General features: G+C 39.4%; 15 protein-coding genes. 8 read left to right on the top strand and 7 right to left on the bottom strand.

The window, feature by feature from the left end; all coding sequences use genetic code 11:
• The 5 genes from QMA08_RS16470 to QMA08_RS16450 all read left to right on the top strand — a co-directional run.
• Positions 1-189, top strand: a 189-nt coding sequence (locus QMA08_RS16470) for a cold-shock protein (protein WP_169061451.1), incomplete at its 5' end; no start/stop codon positions are given.
• A gap of 188 nt (positions 190-377) precedes the next feature.
• Positions 378-587: a cold-shock protein gene (locus QMA08_RS16465; protein WP_010554515.1), complete on the top strand. Its 210-nt coding sequence runs from the start codon at positions 378-380 to the stop codon at positions 585-587.
• Between the two features lie 231 nt (positions 588-818).
• Entirely contained in the window at positions 819-1,067 is a 249-nt protein-coding gene (locus QMA08_RS16460) for a DUF3297 family protein (protein WP_002963088.1), read from the top strand.
• A gap of 168 nt (positions 1,068-1,235) precedes the next feature.
• Positions 1,236-2,141, top strand: a complete 906-nt coding sequence (locus QMA08_RS16455; protein ID WP_290174974.1) for a homocysteine S-methyltransferase family protein — start codon at positions 1,236-1,238, stop codon at positions 2,139-2,141.
• On the top strand, positions 2,128-3,669 hold the full coding sequence (locus tag QMA08_RS16450; RefSeq protein ID WP_002963086.1) for a BCCT family transporter: 1,542 nt from the start codon (positions 2,128-2,130) through the stop codon (positions 3,667-3,669). Before QMA08_RS16455 ends, QMA08_RS16450 begins: the two co-directional genes overlap by 14 nt.
• Before the next feature lie 162 nt (positions 3,670-3,831).
• On the opposite strand, the gene QMA08_RS16445 is transcribed toward QMA08_RS16450, so the two are convergent.
• Positions 3,832-4,248 carry a MerC domain-containing protein gene (locus QMA08_RS16445; protein ID WP_272452255.1) on the bottom strand — a complete coding sequence of 139 codons (417 nt, stop codon included), beginning with the start codon at positions 4,246-4,248 and terminating at the stop codon, positions 3,832-3,834.
• A 141-nt stretch (positions 4,249-4,389) separates the two neighbouring features.
• Here QMA08_RS16445 and QMA08_RS16440 point away from each other — a divergent pair, with 141 nt between their 5' ends.
• Together QMA08_RS16440 and QMA08_RS16435 are read left to right on the top strand one after the other, a co-directional pair.
• Positions 4,390-6,801 (top strand): TonB-dependent receptor, encoded by a 2,412-nt coding sequence (locus tag QMA08_RS16440; RefSeq protein ID WP_290174973.1) that lies wholly within the window; start codon positions 4,390-4,392, stop codon positions 6,799-6,801.
• A gap of 32 nt (positions 6,802-6,833) precedes the next feature.
• The gene (locus tag QMA08_RS16435; protein ID WP_290174972.1) at positions 6,834-8,240 is read left to right on the top strand and encodes a 5-methyltetrahydrofolate--homocysteine methyltransferase; all 1,407 of its coding nucleotides are present in this window, start codon (positions 6,834-6,836) and stop codon (positions 8,238-8,240) included.
• A 123-nt stretch (positions 8,241-8,363) separates the two neighbouring features.
• On the opposite strand, the gene QMA08_RS16430 is transcribed toward QMA08_RS16435, so the two are convergent.
• The 6 genes from QMA08_RS16430 to QMA08_RS16405 form a co-directional block, all read right to left on the bottom strand.
• Complete coding sequence (locus QMA08_RS16430) at positions 8,364-9,203, bottom strand: alpha/beta hydrolase-fold protein (protein WP_138489847.1); 840 nt, start codon at positions 9,201-9,203, stop codon at positions 8,364-8,366.
• Positions 9,204-9,307: 104 nt separating this feature from the next.
• Entirely contained in the window at positions 9,308-10,615 is a 1,308-nt protein-coding gene (locus QMA08_RS16425) for a DEAD/DEAH box helicase (protein WP_290174971.1), read from the bottom strand.
• Positions 10,616-10,774: 159 nt separating this feature from the next.
• Positions 10,775-11,965: an alpha/beta hydrolase-fold protein gene (locus QMA08_RS16420; RefSeq protein ID WP_290174970.1), complete on the bottom strand. Its 1,191-nt coding sequence runs from the start codon at positions 11,963-11,965 to the stop codon at positions 10,775-10,777.
• Positions 11,966-12,076: 111 nt separating this feature from the next.
• Positions 12,077-13,897 carry a glutamine--fructose-6-phosphate transaminase (isomerizing) gene (gene glmS / locus QMA08_RS16415; RefSeq protein ID WP_290174969.1) on the bottom strand — a complete coding sequence of 607 codons (1,821 nt, stop codon included), beginning with the start codon at positions 13,895-13,897 and terminating at the stop codon, positions 12,077-12,079.
• A 46-nt stretch (positions 13,898-13,943) separates the two neighbouring features.
• A complete protein-coding gene (locus QMA08_RS16410) occupies positions 13,944-14,708 on the bottom strand; it encodes a DeoR family transcriptional regulator (RefSeq protein WP_290174968.1) in 765 nt (254 codons plus the stop codon).
• A 184-nt stretch (positions 14,709-14,892) separates the two neighbouring features.
• On the bottom strand, positions 14,893-18,333 hold the full coding sequence (locus tag QMA08_RS16405) for a VCBS repeat-containing protein (protein WP_290174967.1): 3,441 nt from the start codon (positions 18,331-18,333) through the stop codon (positions 14,893-14,895).
• A gap of 184 nt (positions 18,334-18,517) precedes the next feature.
• On the opposite strand from QMA08_RS16405, the gene QMA08_RS16400 reads away from it, so the two are divergent.
• Entirely contained in the window at positions 18,518-19,045 is a 528-nt protein-coding gene (locus QMA08_RS16400) for a sugar O-acetyltransferase (protein ID WP_290174966.1), read from the top strand.
• The last annotated feature ends 348 nt before the right edge of the window (positions 19,046-19,393 follow it).

The following is a 19,393-nucleotide window of genomic DNA, read 5'->3' as shown; positions in this document are numbered from 1 at the left end:
TCAGTAAAATGGTTTAACGAAGCAAAAGGTTTTGGTTTTATCGAGCAAGAATCTGGCGCAGACGTGTTCGCACATTTCAGCGCGATCTCTGGCGACGGTTTTAAAACTTTAGCTGAAGGCCAACGTGTACAGTTTACTGTTACTCAAGGTCAAAAAGGCCCACAAGCCGAGAACATTGTTAGCATCTAATTGCTACACAATTTAATGGGTTAGCAATAACCCATTTTGAATACTAGTTTGAAAGAAGTTTTGTTTTATTTGTTAGTACCGAGTTGTTTTAGTAATAATCCTGCACGATATCCTCAAGTTAACTATTTTTTCCGGCTCAATCGCCTCTTTTCAGGCACACTTATATTAATTTTTTTAGGATACATATTATGTCTACTACAACTACTGGTTCAGTAAAATGGTTTAACGAAGCAAAAGGTTTTGGTTTTATCGAGCAAGAATCTGGCGCAGACGTGTTCGCACATTTTAGCGCAATCTCTGGCGACGGTTTTAAAACTTTAGCTGAAGGCCAACGTGTACAGTTTACTGTTACTCAAGGTCAAAAAGGCCCACAAGCCGAGAACATTGTTAGCATCTAACTGCTACACAATTTAATGGGTTAGCAATAGCCCATTAATATACTTATCTATATAATTTTTAGTCAAATATCTTCAAAATCCTCCTCTGTAAATTTTTTTCAAGCTCAATCTCATTTGTATACACAACTCATTAATTAGTACATTTTTAAACACATTTACGACTATCTCTCTTGAGCGAAAGCTTTGTATTGCCTACAATAGCGCATACTTCATTCAATATAGAATATGACCATGAACGACACTACCGCAAAACCTGCTTTACCAGATCGCCTTTCTATTAATCCACGTAGCCCACATCATGTGGAAGAAGTTTTTGAACACGATATTGGTATCACGTTCAACGGCAAAGAGCGTTTTGATGTTGAAGAATACTGCATCAGCGAAGGTTGGATAAAGTTTGCATCTCCAAAAGGCCTTGATCGTCGCGGACAACCACTTTTACTTACAAGAAAAGGCACTGTTGAAGCCTTTTATAAGTAAGCTAATACTACTTACTAAAAAAGCGACACCATATTGGGTAGTCGCTTTTTTTGTGCCCTTTTAATAGGTTGAGCTTTTTTCATGCCCAACCTGATGAAGTTTCATTATGATTTTTTAAAAAATATGTTTGAATAGCGCCATAAAATTTAGACATATAGAAGTCCATAAGTGAAAAAGGTAACAATTTTAGATGGCGGCATGGGACGTGAACTTAAGCGCATTGGCGCACCGTTCTCACAGCCACTTTGGAGTGCACAAGCACTTATAGAAGCCCCACACTTTGTCGCACGAGCCCATCAAGGCTTTATAGATGCAGGCGCTGAAATAATTACGGTTAATAGTTATGCCTGTGTGCCCTTTCATTTAGGTGAAGAACGCTACGAAAACCAAGGTGCATTACTCGCAGAGCAAGCGGCGCTTATTGCTAAAGAAGTAGCTCAAAACGCTAAACAAAGTGTATTAGTTGCAGGGTCATTACCCCCTGCATTTGGTTCATATCGCCCCGATTTATTTGAAAGTAAACGTGCCTTTACTATTTTAAATACCTTATACAATGCACAAAATGCCCATGTAGATTTATGGCTTGGCGAAACAATATCGAGTATTGAAGAAGCGCAAGTAATGGCAGGCGTACTTAAAGGCTCAACTAAGCCATGTTATTACGCATTTACCCTAAGTGACGAAGTAACTGAGCAGGCAACGCTGCGTTCAGGTGAGCTGGTAACCGATGCCATAACCGCACTACTTGAGCAGCAAAACATTGCAGGTATTTTCTTTAATTGCTCTATCCCTGAAGTTATTGAGCAAGCACTGCGTGATACTAATAACGTATTAACTAAGCAAAATAAAAAAGTAACGTTAGGCGCATTTGCTAACAGCTTTACTCCTATTTCAAGTGCTCATAAAGCAAATGAAGCAGTGCAAGACTACCGTGATTTATCTCCTGACGAGTACCTGGAATTTGCAAAACAATGGCATAGCCTTGGCGCAAATATTATTGGTGGTTGCTGCGGAATTAATCCAAGCCATATCGAAGCACTCGTGCAATGGAGAAATTCCATTGAAAAACCTTAACTTTGAGCTGGCTATTCCTGCAATTACATTAGTAATTACCTTATTAGTTATCTCAACTTTGTATCCTGAGCAATCACAATTATTAGCAAGCAACGCTATGCATTTTGTAACAGGCTGGTTTGGTTGGTTAGTAGAGCTTGTGAGCTTGGCTTTAGTTGGTTTTTTATTTTGGTTAGCTTTTTCAAAGTACGGATCTATTAGGTTAGGTGAAGAAAAAAAAGAGCACTCTAACTTTTCTTACGGCGGTATGATTTTTACCGCAGGTGTAGGTGCTTCTCTTATATATTGGGGAATTGGTGAGCCGATGTATTATTTGCAATCGCCACCACTTTTTGCCGAACCAAATAGCTACGCAGCAGCAGCTTGGTCTGTTACTTATTCTATTTTTCATTGGGGCGTGACTGGCTGGGCCATTTACTGCTTTCCGGCAATTCCGTTTGCGTACGCGTTTTACGTACAAAAAAAGCGTACTTTAAGACTTTCAACGCTTTGCGAACCGGTAGTAGGTAGCAATCCTATTATTACTAAAGCAATTGATTTACTTGCAATTTTTGGCACCCTCGCAGCTTTTGCAAGCTCGCTGGCGCTTACCGTATCTTTATTAAGTACTGGCGTTTCTGCATTATTAGGAATTAAAAACAGCTTATTACTCCAAGGCAGTATTATTTTATTATTTGTTTTAATGCTTGTTGCGGTAATGCTTGTTGGCTTTAAAAAAGGCATTAGTAAAGTGTCCGACTATACGGTTGTAGCAGCAATATGCTTTGCCTTATTTGTATTACTTGTGGCTGACTCTCAGTTTATTTTAAATAACTTTACCGACTCAATAGGTGTCATGCTTGATAACTTTTTTAGAATGTCACTTTGGACCGACCCAGTTCAAAAAAGTGGTTTTTCGCAATCGTGGACTCAATACTATTGGTTTTGGTACTACGCTTATTTAATTATGATGGGGCTTTTTATTACCCGCATTTCGCGTGGACGTACTATTAAAGAAGTTATTTTGTACACTATCTCGATGGGTTCACTCGGTTGTGCATTCTTTATATCAATCTTTGGTGGTTATGCAGTATGGGCACAATTAATTGGTGGCTTACCTGTTCAACAATGGATGAGCGAAGGCGGTTTAACGTTTGCAGTAGTTTCACTAATTCAAACTCTACCATCGGGTAATATTGGCTTAGTATTATTTTTGATTATTCAATTTTTTTTAATGCTAACGACTATGTCAAGCGCAAGCGTTGCCACCGCTATGTTGACAACTAATAAGCTAGAACTAAATGGCGACCCCGATCATAAAGTTAAGCTTCTATGGGCTGGTGCAATTGCACTCATTAGTTTTAGCGTATTTTTATGCGGTGGTGGAATAGATACTATTAAGTCACTCTGCGTTGTAGCAGGCCTACCAATGATGTTTATTTACATGATTTTAGTAAAGCAATTAATGATGCAGCTAAAGGGTGTGAATCAAATAAAAACACTTGATCAGTATGAAAGTATAAATTCTGAAACGGTTAAAGTGAATTAGAAACATTTTAAGGCCTCATGTTATGAGGCCTTATTTACTATTACTGAGCATGTTACTACAGCATGAAAGAGGTCGCCTTTTAAAACAAAGAAGCCTTAGTATTTAAAATAAATCAGTATTAATTTAGCCGACGAGAGCCATACCACCAGCAACAACTAAGCGTTAAACCATTTGATCCAATTTGCTACCTGAACACGGGCAGTTGTCGTCATTCTGTTTAAGACATTGCTGATAATTAAACCAATGGGCTACAGCAATAAACGCTGAGCCTATTAAGGTTAGCGCTTTTTCGGCCACTTCATGCCCTAGCAATACGGCAAATATCATAAAAGCTAAGCCTGTTACACCAGACACCATATAACGTGTACGTTTATGTTTTTTACAGCCTAAACTCAATGCCAACAAACTGGTTGGCATTACCGCCGCAAGAATCCATAAATGAAATTGCTCACTATCTATTTGCATTACAGCAAAGCTTGGTAATAACGCTAAAATAACCGGGGTTGCAAAACAATGCACTGTGCACATTACCGATAACCCTATTGCCATACGATCCATAACACTTTGACTCGACTTCATTATTTCCTCTACTAAATCAGTGTCTCCACTCAAAAACGTTACTTTTAAGGAGACATTTTAATAACATCAGTTAATTACTATTGATATATTATAACATTACTCGCATAATTGATATAATATAACATCTAACAAGGTAGTCAAATGAAACGTAGATCACAATTAGCTGTTCTCATAGCAGCTTTATTGCCGGCTAGTGTGCTGGCATCCACAATAGAAGGCGTTGTTTTAAACAACAAAGGTAAAGTAGTTACCAATGCAACGGTAGAAGTTGAAGGCTCAGATCTTAAAGTAGCCACCGATAAAAACGGTAAATTTGTAATAACCGAGCTAAAAAATGGCTTAAAAGAGCTTCACGTTGTAGCGCCTGGCTATGCGCACCTTCATCGAGATATAACAATAACGAATGATGAAAACCAATCGGTTACGTTTAATTTAAAGCGCTCACCTATTGAAGTTATTGATATTGAAGCAACCCCTATTCATATGTCGGCAATGGAATCTGCATCGCCTGTTAGTGTTTTATCTGGCGAACAACTAAGGCGCCAACAAGCCGCAACCCTTGGCGATAGCCTTGAAAAACTCCCAGGCGTTAATACAAATTTTCACGGTAAAGTAGCCAGCACACCTATTATTCGTGGTTTAAGCGGTCCTCGCGTACTTATTACTCAAAATGGCCTGGATGTTAGTGATGTTTCGCGCGTTGGCCCCGATCACTCTGTTGCATCGGAGGCGTCTACCGCACAACAAATTGAAGTATTACGCGGCCCTGCAACGCTGTTTTATGGCAGTGGCGCAATTGGCGGTGTGGTTAATGTAGTAGATAACCGCGTACCAACCGACAGCACAACACGCGGTGAGTGGAACGCAGAGCATAACTCTGTTGATAATCAAAAAGTGGCCTCGTTTAATGCCACCACAGGTACTGATTCATTTGCTTTTTATGCCGATGCATTTTGGCGTGAAGCCGATGACTACGAGGTACCGGTAGCTGCTGATATAGATAGCGACGTTGAAGAGCATAATGGCGATTACAAAGTTGAAAACAGTAATGAAGAGTCTGACGGTTTTACTGTTGGCGCTAGCTATTTAATGGATAACGGCTTTATTGGCTTAACAGTAGAGCAATTTAATCGTCAATACGGTATTCCTGGTCATACGCACGGCGAGGAAGAAGAGGAAGAACACAACGACGAGGAAGAAAGCGTATTTGCTGATTTAGAGCAAACTAAAGTGCAATTATTAGGTGAGTACAACCTAGATAATAAATGGCTAAACAAAATAAATCTCCGCGCTGGCCATACCGACTACGAACACGCTGAAATTGAGAGCGGCGCTGTTGGCACTACCTTTAAAAACGAAACCAACGAATTACGCATAGACCTACTGCATAACCAATTTAACGAATGGAATGGCGGTATTAGCTTTCATTACAAGCAAAGCGATGTTGAAGCACAAGGTGAAGAGGCCTTTACTCCTCCATCAGAAACCGAAAGCTTTGCTGTAGCGTTAATAGAAGAAAGGCACTTTGGGGATTTTTTAGTGCAGTTAGGTGGGCGCATAGAGCGTGTAACAATTGAAGCAGGCGACGTATTACTGCCAAATATTGACGCTCACGCTCACGATGAAGCGCAAAAAACCGACGAGCATAATCATGACCACGAAGAAAGCGCAGAAACCACTCGCGTATTTGACGTAGAGCATGAATTTACACCAGTCAGTTTATCGGCAGGGGTAGTATGGGATTTTACATCTAACTATAATTTAGGACTTTCTGTATCGCGCTCTGAACGTGCACCTTCTGCCTCTGAATTGTTATCGTTTGGGCCGCATATTGGTACTGGCACCTACGAAGTAGGCGCGCTATTTGATTTAGATGAAGATGGCCATTTAGGTTTATCTGATCAAGCAATTGACCTAGAAACTGCCAATAATATCGATTTAACCCTACGTAAAACTCAAGGCGATGTTGGCTTTATTTTAAATGCCTTTTACAACCAAGTAGATAACTACTATTACCAAATAGACACTGGTTTATACGCACAAAGTGGCCACGACCATGGCGATGAAGAAGAAGGCGCTGACGAACACGACCATTCATCAGAACTCCCTGTTTATTTATTTAAAACAGACGACGTAATTTTACACGGTTTTGAAGCGCAAATTGCGTGGCAATTAACCGATGAGTTTAAAGTAGATTTATTCTCTGATTACGTGCGTGCACGCCTTAAAGACGGCGGCGATTTACCCCGTACACCACCGCTTCGTTTTGGTAGCGAGTTAAGCTATCAAACAGATAAATTAAGTGCGCATATTCACGTTACTCGCTATCAAAAGCAAGACCGCACAGCCCCACAAGAAACAGCAACAGACGGCTACACATTGGTTGATGCAAGCATCTCTTACGACCTTTCAGTATTAAACCAAGATATGTCTGTTTACCTGCGTGGCACCAACTTAACAGATACAGAGGCACGCGTGCACAGCTCGTTTGTAAAAGATATAGCACCACGTCCAGGGCGTAGCTTTGCGCTAGGCATTCGCGGTTATTTTTAAGCATTAAAAAATTATAATTAAGGGAAATAAACATGAAAAAACTATACAAATTAAAGCTTATTGCACTGGCTATTAGCACTACATTTATTACAGCCTGTGGCGATGCAGAAACTAAAATTGTAGAAAAAGATCCTATTGTTGTAGAAGATGAACACGATCATGACGATGATGATGATGATCACGACCATGATGATGGCTACACAATTGATTCATTAGGCAGATTAGCTGTGCTTGCAGGCAACAGCAACGAAGCCAGCTTTTATGACCTAGATGACAACGCTTTACTTGAAACATTTACCCTGACGAATGATTCAAACACGCTATCGTCATCACCTGATTTTCGTTATGCCGTTATTGCAAGCCGCGCACAAGATTACTTAGGCTTTATTGATGGTGGTTTATGGCGTGAAGACCATGGCGAGCACCTGCACGATTACGAGCAAAGCCCAGCGGCTAGCAGCTATGAGTTAACAAGTGGTAGTCGCCCTACACACTTAATAACTCACGACGGGCAATTAGCTGTTTTTCATGATGGTGATGCAGACTCAGGCACGGTTGCTTCTGTTGAAGTATTAACAGATAACGACATAACAAGTGCAACAGCAAGCCTGCCTAGTATTAGCTACGATATTAATATGCACGGTGTAGCAGAGCCTCGCAGTGAGCATTTATTATCAACACTTCGCCGTGATGACAGCGAAAGCACATCGGTTGCTAAAGTATTGCCAGACCAAGTAGGTGTTTATCATTTTCATGATGGTGAATACGAGCTTGAACAAACCTTAGAAGTTACGTGCCCTGATTTGCACGGCGCGGCACAAAACCACGACTACGTAGTATTTGGCTGTAGCGATGGCGTGTTATTAGCCCACCAGCACGATGATGAATACGAAGCTGAAAAAATAGCGAATATTGCAGCCGTTGGCGATTTACGCATTGGTAGTATTTATGGCCACGAAGATAGCGAGACCTTTATTGGCGTAGCGTCTGGCCATGGTGGCGGCGAAGCCGTAATTGTAACTATTAACCCTGTAACAGCACAAATGGAAGAACTAGAATGGCAACTAGCCGATGGCGCAAGTGCTGTGTCGTACTCTTTCTCTGCCCATGGCGAGCACTTTTTAATATTAGACAGCTTAGGCTTTTTAAATGTATTTAGTGCACACGACCATGATGGCGAAATGCATTGGGAGCTTGAAGGCCAAGTTGATATTACCGAGCAAGATGTATCAACCATGCCTGAGGGTATGAGCTTTAGCATGACAGTGGCGCAAAATGGTCAGTTTGCTTACGTTGCCGACCCGATTGCTCAGCACGTTGTGCAAGTACACCTTGAAGACTTAGAAATTCAAAGTGAGCTAGAGCTTACTTTTGCTCCTAGTGCAATTACTTGGTTGGGTATTGCGCAAGAGGAGGAAGAAGACGATCACGACCATTAAGTTAATAAAAACTTGAGTAACTAGCTCACTCTTTAATTACATATTAAAAAATAAACCCATCATTAGCCAAGCTAATGATGGGTTTTAAATAACAATTTTTCTAACGTCAGTAATTTTACTGTATTACTCACTTACAGTGCTATACACCCAATCAAGCCCTTGTATTGCTGTAGTAGGAAATGCTGTTGCATGGCTAGCCCCTTCAATAACAACACTTTTTAATTGTATTTTATCACTGTTAAGTGCATTAATTTTTTGCACCAATTGCTTGGCACCCTCAACCATATTTTGCCCTTCACCAAAAGCTGGTGTTTCCTTTTCACCCACCGAAATATAAACCTTAATAGCTGTTTTTGGCCTGTGTACCTTAAACTTTAACAATGCATTATTATTAAACCAAATAGACGGGCTACCAATAATATAATGGCTAAATAAATCCGGTTCTGTAAATAAAATAGTGGCACCAAATAAGCCGCCAAGCGAGTTACCTATGTAGGTTTTTTGTGTATGACTGGCACGGTAGTTTTGCTCAATATAAGGAAACACAGTGTTTTTAATAAACTTAATGTGTCCTTGCGCATTACCTGTTTGTTTTTTCCAATCTTTTGTAAAGGTAGGTGTGTAGTCTCTAATTCGACTAGCTGATCCAATAGACCCTTTTTCATAACCAATGGCGACAATAATTGCTTGCTGCATTTTTCCGGTATTCATAGGAAATCGTGTTGCCCCTGCCACTATAGGAAACGTGTACGGCGCATCGGTTAAGTAAATAACTGGATATGTTTTATCCGGCTTATTTTTATATGACTTAGGCAATTGAATGTAAACAGAGTATACACGCTTACTAGAAGGTTCTGTTAGTTCAATAACGCTACTTCTAGGAATTTCGTAAGGCGTATTTGCACTTAATTTAAAACAAGTTAATACACAAAGCAGTAATAACAGCTTGGTTGGTAACTTCACTTAATTTCCCTTTATAAACTATAGCTACACTTATATGCGCCTAGACAGCAAAAAAGGCAGCGCCTCACAGAGGTAGCTGCCTAGTATAAAGTGATTATAAAACTTTACTTAGAACGGTTTCGCCAACCACTCCATACATCATCTACATCATCGGCTTTATTTTTTTTCTTTTTCTTGCCTGTACCTTCTGGTTTTGCCATTGGCTTTTCATTTTTAAGCACATCAGCAGCATCAAGATTAGCTTGGTTTACAGCAAAACCGGTTACTTCTTCACGCTCTAAACGTAGCTTGTTTTTCTTCTCGATTATTTTAAAGTGATGAAAATCTTCATAATCAATTAATGATAATGCCAAACCTACTTCACCAGCACGACCACTTCGACCAATACGGTGCATGTAATCAGAAGGGCTACGTGGTAAATTAAAGTTTATTACCACTGGTAGCTTTTCAATGTCCAAACCACGCGCAGCAATATCAGTTGCGATAAGTACTTCGATTTCGCCCGCTTTAAACTTTTCTATTACGCGAGTACGTTCACTTTGGCCTTTATCACCATGAAATACTTGTGCATTAACACCGCGCTTTTCAAGTTTACTAGCCAAGTGCTCACAGTCTTTTTTCGCGTTCACAAAAATCAATGCTTGGCGCCATTTATGCGTTTTAATTAAATGTGCTAAAACTGTGGTTTTTTCACCTTTGTTTACGGTAAAAACACGCTGTACCAAGGTGCTTTCGTCTTTGTTTTGTACTTGTATTTCAACTGGGTCGTTTAAAAGCTCTTGCGTTAATTGAGTGACTTGCTCTGGGAAGGTCGCTGAAAACAACATAGTTTGTTTTTTAGCAGGCATTAATGCTAACAGCTGTGCAAGCTCTTCGGTAAAGCCAAGGCTTAACATGCGGTCGGCTTCATCAAGCACTAAGGTCGTCACTTTATCGAGCTTAATAGCATTGCTTGAGATTAAATCAAGCAAACGACCTGGCGTTGCAACAATAATATCGGCGCCGCCGCGTAGAGTCTGCATTTGTGTATTAACCGACACACCACCAAACACGGCCACCGTTTTAATTGCGCCATTAAAGTTAGCAGAATACGATTTAACGCTATCGGCCACCTGCGTAGCAAGCTCACGGGTAGGTACTAAAATAAGCCCCGTTACAAAATTACCTTTACTCGCAGTATTTTTAGCGCCCTGCTCTAAAAATAGGGTTTGTAGCATAGGTAAAGCAAACGTCGCTGTTTTACCTGAGCCAGTATTTGCCCCCGCAATTAAGTCACTTCCCGTCAAAATACTCGGAATTGCTTGTGCCTGAATAGGTGTAGGTTGTGTGTATTCAAGATCAGACAATCGAGCAATTAGCTCTGGAATTAGGCCAAGTTCGTTGAAATTACTAGGATTTGCGGCTGAGGTCATAAAATTTGCGGGCTCATTACTAAAATAGCCTGCAATTTTAGCGTATTTATTACCCGTTAAGTAGGGGTTAGTGATTTTAATGTGGTTTTAGAAAAAGAGAAAAGCTGTTACTCCCTTTTCTCTTTAAATATATAACAATCGAGTTGGATTAAAAAGTGGTTATGTTTCGTCTTTGCCTAAAGCTATTTGTAGTCTAGCTTTTGTTTCTTTTAAGTAATTTATATAAGGGTATGAGTCATCTGCAATCGCTAAAGCAGATTCCATATTTTCAAGCGCTTGACGAGTATCCCCCTGCACTTCATAGCCATAAGATAAGGCTGAAAGCGCATCGACTGACTTTGGGTGGTTTTTTATATTGTACTTAAACACCTCAATAGCACGGGTAAATTGCTTGCTGCCCGTTAAGTTATAACCGAGCGATCTAACAGCGCGATCCGGTGGCGCAATCTGCTCGCCCCATTGTTGAGATAAGTTTTGATAATAAGCATCAATAGAGGCTACATCGTCAGTTAAATCACTTATGGGCATTTGTTTAGGCAAAAATAAGTTGTGATAGGCATTAAATGCACCAGCAACGGAAGTCAGGTTATGCGAGACACCGTCAAACGCATCACTAAAGAAGCGTAGCTCTCGCACTTTATGCGATTGCAGTGATTGCTGTAATTCATCGTACCTTTCACGCATTATGCCGGCTTCTTCGCCAATATTGATATAAACGTAGTTATTCAGGTCTTTTGATTTATTGATAAACGATTTAGTCGCTTTTACCGATGCGCCATAGTTCCACCAAACGGCAGGGCTGTAAGCAATATGCGCTTGGAAAAGCTCAGGGTTAGCTTGCATAGTATAAAGTGAAAATACACCTGCCGCAGAGGCTCCTGCGATCACATTAAAGTTATGCGTACGATAGTTTTTATTAATTAAGGGCATAAGCTCTTGCTCAATAAATGCTAAAAACTTTGCTGCACCACCGCCTTCACCTACCGGGCCTTGTGGCTCTTTATTAACTGTGGGGTATAAATCTCTTAAGCGATTGGTGTTTTCAATAGCGACAATAATAACCTCAGGCGCACGATTATTATTTTGCAGTCGATCCATTACAGCACTTATAAGCGGTATGTTACCCGCGCCATCTAGGCGATAAATAACTGGATAAACTTTGTTTGGATTAGCTTGGTAACTCTTTGGAAGTTGAACTACAACGGTACGTAGCTCATTTAAAATTACTGAATTGATAGTATGCGTTTGTTGCTTATAGCTAATGGTTTGCTGTTTTAAATCAGGCTCTGCAAGTGTGTTATTAGAAACTATAAATAAGCTACATATAAAAATAGCAGTGAATAAACGCATAGCTAATCCTTTAGAAAATAGTGTGTTATTTAATCTAACAGGCTTTGAGGTACAAAAAAAGGCGCATTGAGCGCCTTTTATCTTTAACAGGTAATTACCAACCTATTGATTTTACTCAACCGTAACAGATTTAGCTAAGTTACGAGGTTGGTCAACGTCGGTACCTTTAATTACCGCTACGTAGTACGACAGTAACTGTAATGGCAGTGTGTAAACAATTGGCGCAATAATGTCGTCAGTGTGGTTTACGTTGATAACACGCATTGTATCGTCTGACTCAAAGTGTGAATCTTTATCTGCGAATACGTAAATAATGCCGCCACGTGCGCGTACTTCTTCTACGTTTGATTTAAGCTTTTCTAATAACTCATTGTTTGGTGCTACAACAATAATTGGCATGTCAGCATCAATAAGTGCGAGTGGGCCATGTTTTAGCTCGCCCGCTGCGTAGGCTTCTGCGTGAATGTACGAAATTTCTTTAAGCTTAAGCGCACCTTCCATTGCGATTGGATATTGTGAGCCACGACCTAAAAACAGTGAGTGATGCTTGTCGGCAAATTCTTCTGCAAGGTCTGCAATGCCATCTGCAAGCAGTAATGTTTCTTCAAGCTTAGCAGGTAGTACTTTTATAGCATTTACAATAGCACTTTGATCAAGCTGTTTTTCCTGAGCTATAGACGCAGTAAGCATTAACAAACCAACTAATTGCGTAGTAAACGCTTTAGTCGATGCAACGCCTATTTCAGCGCCAGCTTTAGTCATAAAGGCAAGGTCTGATTCGCGTACAAGCGATGAACCAGGTACGTTACAAATGGTCATTGAGGCCATGTAACCTTGCTCTTTAGCTAGGCGTAATGCAGCTAGCGTATCGGCAGTTTCACCCGATTGAGAAATAGTAACAAGTAAGCTATTTTCATGAACAAACGACTGACGGTATCTAAATTCAGAAGCTATTTCTACATTACAGCTAACGCCTGCAAATTGCTCAAGCCAATAACGGGCAACCATACCTGAATGGTAAGACGTGCCACAGGCAATAATTTGCACGTGTTTTACGTCTTTAAATATTTGCTGAGCGCTTTCGCCAAACGCATCAATTGCTACGCGATCGTCGTTTAAACGCCCTTCAAGGGTATTACGTACCGCAAGTGGTTGCTCGTAGATTTCTTTTAGCATGTAGTGGCGGTAGTCGCCTTTGCCTGATGCATCTTGTGTAATGTTTGATTCAATCACTTCACGCTCTACAGCGTCGCCGTTTTCATCAAAAATTTCTACTGTATCACGTGTAATACGCGCTACATCGCCTTCTTCTAAAAAGATGAAGCTACGAGTAACAGGTAATAGTGCTAACTGATCAGAAGCTATAAAGTTTTCGCCAAGGCCTAAACCAATAACAAGAGGGCTACCTGAGCGCGCTACAATGATTTCGTTGTCGTTTGCTTTATCAAATACAACTGTACCAAACGCACCTTCAAATTGCTTAACAGCTGCCTGTACTGCTGCAAGTAAACTAGTGTGCTGCTTACGAAGCTTATGAATTAAGTGCACCATTACTTCGGTATCGGTTTCAGATAGAAACTCGTAACCTTCTTCTTTAAGCGATGCGCGTAAGCTTGCGTGGTTTTCAATAATACCGTTGTGCACGAGTGCTAGCTGGTTGTTTGATACATGCGGGTGTGCGTTTTCTTCAGTAACGCTACCGTGTGTTGCCCAGCGTGTGTGTGCAATACCTGTATGACCGCTAACGCCTGCTTTTTCTAGAGCTGCTTCTACGTTTACTACTTTACCTACTGCTTTAACAGTATTAAGTATGTTGCCATCAAGCAATGCTACGCCTGCTGAGTCATAACCACGGTATTCAAGACGTTTAAGGCCTTCAACTAAAATTTTGTTTACTGGACGTTCTGCAACTGCCCCAACTATTCCACACATAGTGTCTCCATTAATTTTTTAATTCTAGTAACTCACTTTGTAGTTACTATTCAATAATCTCTGCGCAAATTAGTTTTACACCACACGCCTCAATTGCTTTGCGTTTTTCGTCTGCTAAGCCATTGTCGGTTATTAATGTGGTTACTATTTTCCACGGTAATTCTAAATTTGGTATTTTTCGGCCAATCTTATCTGATTCAACCATTACAATTACTTCACGAGCGGCTTTTGCCATAACTTGGCTTAAACCAACTAGCTCATTAAAGGTAGTAGTACCACGTTTTACGTCTATACCATCCGCACCAATAAAGAGCTGATCGAAGTCGTAAGAGCATAATACATTTTCGGCAACTTGCCCCTGAAACGACTCAGAATGCGGATCCCACGTCCCACCGGTCATCAAAAGTGTTGGCTCGTTCTCAAGTGCTAATAAACGACTCGCTACTTTAATTGCGTTTGTCATTACAACTAGCCCACGCTTATCAGCAAGCTCGGGGATCATCGCAGCAGTAGTACGCCCGCTATCAATAATAATGCGGTTATGATCTTTTATAAGTTTTGCTGCAGCCTTTGCTATTGCGACTTTGCGCTTTGAATCTATTTCATCGCTAACAATTTCTTTAGGCAGTGCAATAGCACCCCCATAGCGGCGAAGTAATAAACCACTTTTTTCAAGCGAGGTTAAATCTTTTCGAATGGTTACTTCAGATGTTTGAAACTGCTGTGCTAACTTTTCAACAGCGACTTCACCTAATTCATTAACTTGAACCAGTATATTGTGACGACGCTGCTGTGTGTTTCGTTTAGTCATAAAGCTCGTGAATTAAGTTTCATTTCGAAAGTTATGCGATTTTAAACGAAACAACCTAAATGGCAAGTGAATGAGTAAAAAAAGCGCAATGTGCGCTTTTTAATTTAACAGCATGTAGATGTGGTGAAACATTCTAACTTGCTCAGTGAGCTATAAACTAGATTACTGAGCACGCTATTATTTTTTAGTTCAAATAAGGATATATTAAAAACTCACTACCTAAAATATATAAACTCCAAGAATCACGCTCATCTTTTTGAATTAATACATCGTGGTAATTATTCGAGATTTGTGGACTCTCCCAAATAACTTGATTTGATAACTTATCCACTAGGCTAATTGTTTTTTCTATAGAGTAATGCGCCAGATAGTTTCGGCCATAAACGCCACCTATAGTTTCATCGAGGATTTTCTCTTTGTGGTAAATTGTAAAGCCCTTAATTTGTTGTTCGTCCAAAATTTCTAATGCTTTCGTTTTCGTATCTAATACTATTAAACCACCTTCTTCATCGAAACTACCAAAAGTACGATAATCAATTATTAGCTCTAGTTGAGGATCTGAATCTAGCTGAATAGCATGTACATGCGCTACATGGCTTGTTGTTTCTTGTAAGAAATCTAAAGGTACAGGCCAATTGCTACTGTCAATTGAAATGGGTGATAAGCTTGGATTTTCGTAAAAAGCTATACCTAAATCGTAATAACCTATTATTATTTTTGACAACTCCTCAGACGGCAAGTAAGGAAAGTAGGCTCTTGATACGACTTCTCCTGTTTGTTTAGCGATTGTGTAATATCTAATATCACTTTTAAAGCTCAAGTGTGTTTCGGACTCTGTAAAAGCAAAATCATACGAATTAGAAAAAGTCACTTCTGCAACGCTAGTTTGCCAAATTACACTGGTTGAACCTGTATTGCGTTTAACAATAAATGTCTCGTTGTTAATTTGAGTTAATGAATACTCAATTTGATTTTCATTATCTTGCGTTAACAGCATCTCTCCAGTGAAAGTAACAGGTGCATTATTGTGCGTTACCTTAGCCGAACGGCCAAAATCTGAAATGCTAACCGTATCATCAACAGCACCAACAATATGAAGATTAGGAAGTTGACCTTGAGCCACTGATGAATACTCAAGCTGCCATAGCCCATTCTCATAGCTAAAGCTTTGCATCGCATATTCTTCGTATAAATAACTTCCTTCTAAACTATCTGTTTTGCTTACTAATAATGACTGTATTCCATCATTATCAAAATCAACAGCTCCTATTACTCTCCCAATGGGGTTTTCAGCAATAGATACAGAGAACAATTGCCACTGCTGATCAAAGTAATAAAGCTCTTTTGAATTAGAAAAATAAACATGACTATAAGGATTATCTACTTCAAGACTAATCGAAATACCATCATTGAAATTAGTCTCAAACTTTTCACTACCCACCTGCAGTTCACCATCTTCCCACCATATTAGTTCACTATAATGTGCGGAGGCCTTATATCTAGTTACACGACAATTATCACCACTGGTAAATGCCTTAAATTTATATTCAGAGTAGGGTCCTATCAGGTATTTGTTCTGTTTGACATCAAATATACTTTCCCTATCAATTAACTCTTTAAAGCCGTCGTTATTCAAATCACAAACTTGAATCAAGCGATTTGAATAATTAAGTGAAAGGTCCGGCGCAACAATAAGCGTAGTGATAGAAAGATCATTTCCATTAATAAGATAGCTATCATACGAATGCCCCGCCGAAAGAAGAATATCTTCAATACCATCGCCGTTATAATCAAATACCATAGAGTTATAATTCTCAGCCGAAACATCATCTATCAGCAAACTACTTGAGCCCTCATTAGTTAAAAATATTTGATGTTTAGCTGCCTCTTGGTTGTAAGTAATACTTAGCCAATTTAGTTGCGTCCCTGACTGATTAAGAAATGCACCTACATGCTCAACATTTGAAGGTAAGGGAGGTATCCATTTATTGTATTCTAGCAACCCTGTCTCACTGAGACTTAAGATATAATTATCATTACCGCGTAATACACCCCTTTTATTGTTCGAAAGCTTAATTGAAGCTACACTGGATGTTGAGTTGTCCACATAACCAACTGAGCGATTATCTACGCCACCGAGTGATTGAAGGTTGATTTGGTGCTTAATTCTTATTTGATTGTCAGAGTTTGAGATATCAACAGCAAAATTTACGTTTAAATTACTACCAAAGTCAGGCGCGTTGCTTAACCAATTAATCTCTCCTTGTCCTGAAACCGAGATATTACTTGGCCCATAAGCAATTTTGTATTCAAAAGGACCATCGAACTCATCATTAGATAAGTTAATAATGGCTGTATAGTGTTCACCTAATTCTATTTCATCATATGCAGTAATGTCAGAAACAATTGCTGGCAGTTTTTCTAATTTAAACTCATGCTCCACAGTATTTTCTGCACCACTTGGGTCTACAACTGTTAACGAAATACGATAAAGGCCAGGTAGGTCTCCAATAAAGTCAATTTTGCTACCGGTGCCAAGTTGCCAACTAGCATTCTGCGGAAAAGTTATTAATTTCCACTCATAACCTAATGGTTCAAAATCAGGGTCTTTGGAGTGCGTTGCATCAAGAGTAAGGATAGAGTGTCGTAGAGCTTTGTTCGAGCCTGAAATACTTGCTATAGGAATAGAGTTGGCAGTATTGTTATAAACATTATCTAAGTCAGTTAAATAAAACTCTAGTGGCAAAAATTCATTAGATAGATGTATGGTCGAAATACCATTAGCTTTGAGATCTACACTAGCAGTATTTTGTGATGTTAGGGTGTACTTTGCTCCTATTATTGAAGGCAGAGATATATCATTGGTTGGATAAAACTCATCAGTTTTTATTGTTAGTTTTCCTAAATCACTAAAATAAACTTCACCATTAAAACCAACACCATACCCAACATTGGTTGCATCTAAAACAGCATCAAGCCTTACATTAGAGAATAAAATATCAAGCGAATTTTCATCAGCACCTTTAAATTGAATATTCACAGTAGCGCTACTGTCACTATTTACTCCCTGACTATTAGCAATAGCAAAACCTTCTGTTAAATAGGTAACCCCAAGCACTTCGTTACTAATTGTTAAACTAGGTACTACCCCATATTCTAAAACAAATTCAGCGTTAGAGTTTTCGATATAAATATCAGATTGCCCATTAAAAACCCACCCAGCAGCAGAGCAATTGTTATAAGTAATTATATAGTGCTGATTAGCCTCTTCCTCTTTCATGTCAGCAGAGCCAGTAACACAACCGAAATTATCAGATTGGTTATCTAGCACTGGGTCGTGGAGAAATAGATTTTGATAATCCTCTCCAAATACTATGGAATTTAGGCTATCTATTAGATATGAGTACTGAGTTGTTAGTTGAGTTACATTACTTGCTGTTATTTCGAATAAAGATAATTCACCGTCATAGGTAGGCGTATTTTGATAATCAGGCTTAACAAATTTAGTTTTTCCAGAAGAACCAGAATCATTATTAGCAGGTTGGCTGGCATCATTACCCCCTCCCCCACAACCGGCTAAAATAATTGTTAAACAGAATAATTTAGTTAGTTTATTTAATTTCATTACTTACTCCTTGTAACATGAATTTTACATTATTAAAGATTTTTTAAAAAGGAATATAATAAAAGTCAAAATTTGTTTAAAACCTTTTTAGCCCATACAAAAAGGTAATAACAACTTTTCAGTAAAATATATAAGCATGAGATAATACTTAATAATGTATGTATATAAATGAATAACAAACTCAATGAAATTATTTAATAGCGTGACTAAGCCATATTTAATGCAAAGAAAACAAACAGGCGAGATATGCCGATTATTCAATAAAAGCCCGAGCAAAGGTAATTTAAAGCGTATTAAAGAGCTGTTCGCACAATGCGGTGAAGAGGTAATTATAGAATCAGGTTTTCATTGCGATTACGGCAATCATATAGTTATTGGTGATCGTACTTTTATAAATGTTAATTGCACACTTCTCGATTCGCCATTAGCCAATTACTCAATCACCATTGGTGATGACTGCTTAATAGGCCCGAACGTTCAGCTTTTAGCTGTGTCACATGCTACTAATCCAGCAGAAAGGCTTAATAAGGAAAACTTTGCAGCCCCTATCGCGTTAGGCAATAACGTATGGATTGGCGCAGGCGCTATTATTCTTGCTGGAGTTAATATAGGCGAAAATAGTATTGTGGGTGCAGGATCTGTAGTAACTAAAAATGTAATGGCTAATACCGTAGTAGCGGGTAATCCAGCTCGTGAAATAAGAGCACTATAGTTATTACCGATGTGATTTTAACGTCGGGAGTCGCTGTGCTCGCCCGACCTACGTGATGAGTTTAAATGAGTGTGTATCTTACTTTTCTGCAGACGTAATAAAGCCCGACTATTTCTAGTCGGGCTCTCTACAATTTGAAGTCTGGTAGTGTCGTAGTGCCCACAGCGGTGGAGAGCCACAGTGAAATGCTACACTCTCTTTGTGTCGGGAGCCGCTACGCTTGCCCGACCTACGTGATGGATGTTGCTGTAAGTGGATGCTAATTACGCATATTTCACTTTTCTGCAGACGTAAAAAAGCCCGACTATTTCTAGTCGGGCTTTCTACAATTTGAAGCCTGGTAATGTC

The sequence above is a fragment of the Pseudoalteromonas sp. APC 3355 genome, from assembly GCF_030407615.1.
Lineage (GTDB): Bacteria > Pseudomonadota > Gammaproteobacteria > Enterobacterales > Alteromonadaceae > Pseudoalteromonas > Pseudoalteromonas distincta.
Note: the sequence above shows the minus strand (reverse complement) of the source record. Positions and strands in the feature narration are given on the sequence as shown.

Excerpts from the sequence above, each read along its gene's own strand:
- QMA08_RS16465 (WP_010554515.1), top strand. The coding sequence starts at position 378 with ATGTCTACTACAACTACTGGTTCAGTAAAATGGTTTAACGAAGCAAAA.
- QMA08_RS16460 (WP_002963088.1), top strand. The coding sequence starts at position 819 with ATGAACGACACTACCGCAAAACCTGCTTTACCAGATCGCCTTTCTATT.
- QMA08_RS16445 (WP_272452255.1), bottom strand. The coding sequence starts at position 4,248 with ATGAAGTCGAGTCAAAGTGTTATGGATCGTATGGCAATAGGGTTATCG.
- QMA08_RS16440 (WP_290174973.1), top strand. The coding sequence starts at position 4,390 with ATGAAACGTAGATCACAATTAGCTGTTCTCATAGCAGCTTTATTGCCG.
- QMA08_RS16435 (WP_290174972.1), top strand. The coding sequence starts at position 6,834 with ATGAAAAAACTATACAAATTAAAGCTTATTGCACTGGCTATTAGCACT.
- QMA08_RS16425 (WP_290174971.1), bottom strand. The coding sequence starts at position 10,615 with ATGACCTCAGCCGCAAATCCTAGTAATTTCAACGAACTTGGCCTAATT.
- QMA08_RS16420 (WP_290174970.1), bottom strand. The coding sequence starts at position 11,965 with ATGCGTTTATTCACTGCTATTTTTATATGTAGCTTATTTATAGTTTCT.
- glmS (WP_290174969.1), bottom strand. The coding sequence starts at position 13,897 with ATGTGTGGAATAGTTGGGGCAGTTGCAGAACGTCCAGTAAACAAAATT.
- QMA08_RS16410 (WP_290174968.1), bottom strand. The coding sequence starts at position 14,708 with ATGACTAAACGAAACACACAGCAGCGTCGTCACAATATACTGGTTCAA.
- QMA08_RS16405 (WP_290174967.1), bottom strand. The coding sequence starts at position 18,333 with ATGAAATTAAATAAACTAACTAAATTATTCTGTTTAACAATTATTTTA.
- QMA08_RS16400 (WP_290174966.1), top strand. The coding sequence starts at position 18,518 with ATGAAATTATTTAATAGCGTGACTAAGCCATATTTAATGCAAAGAAAA.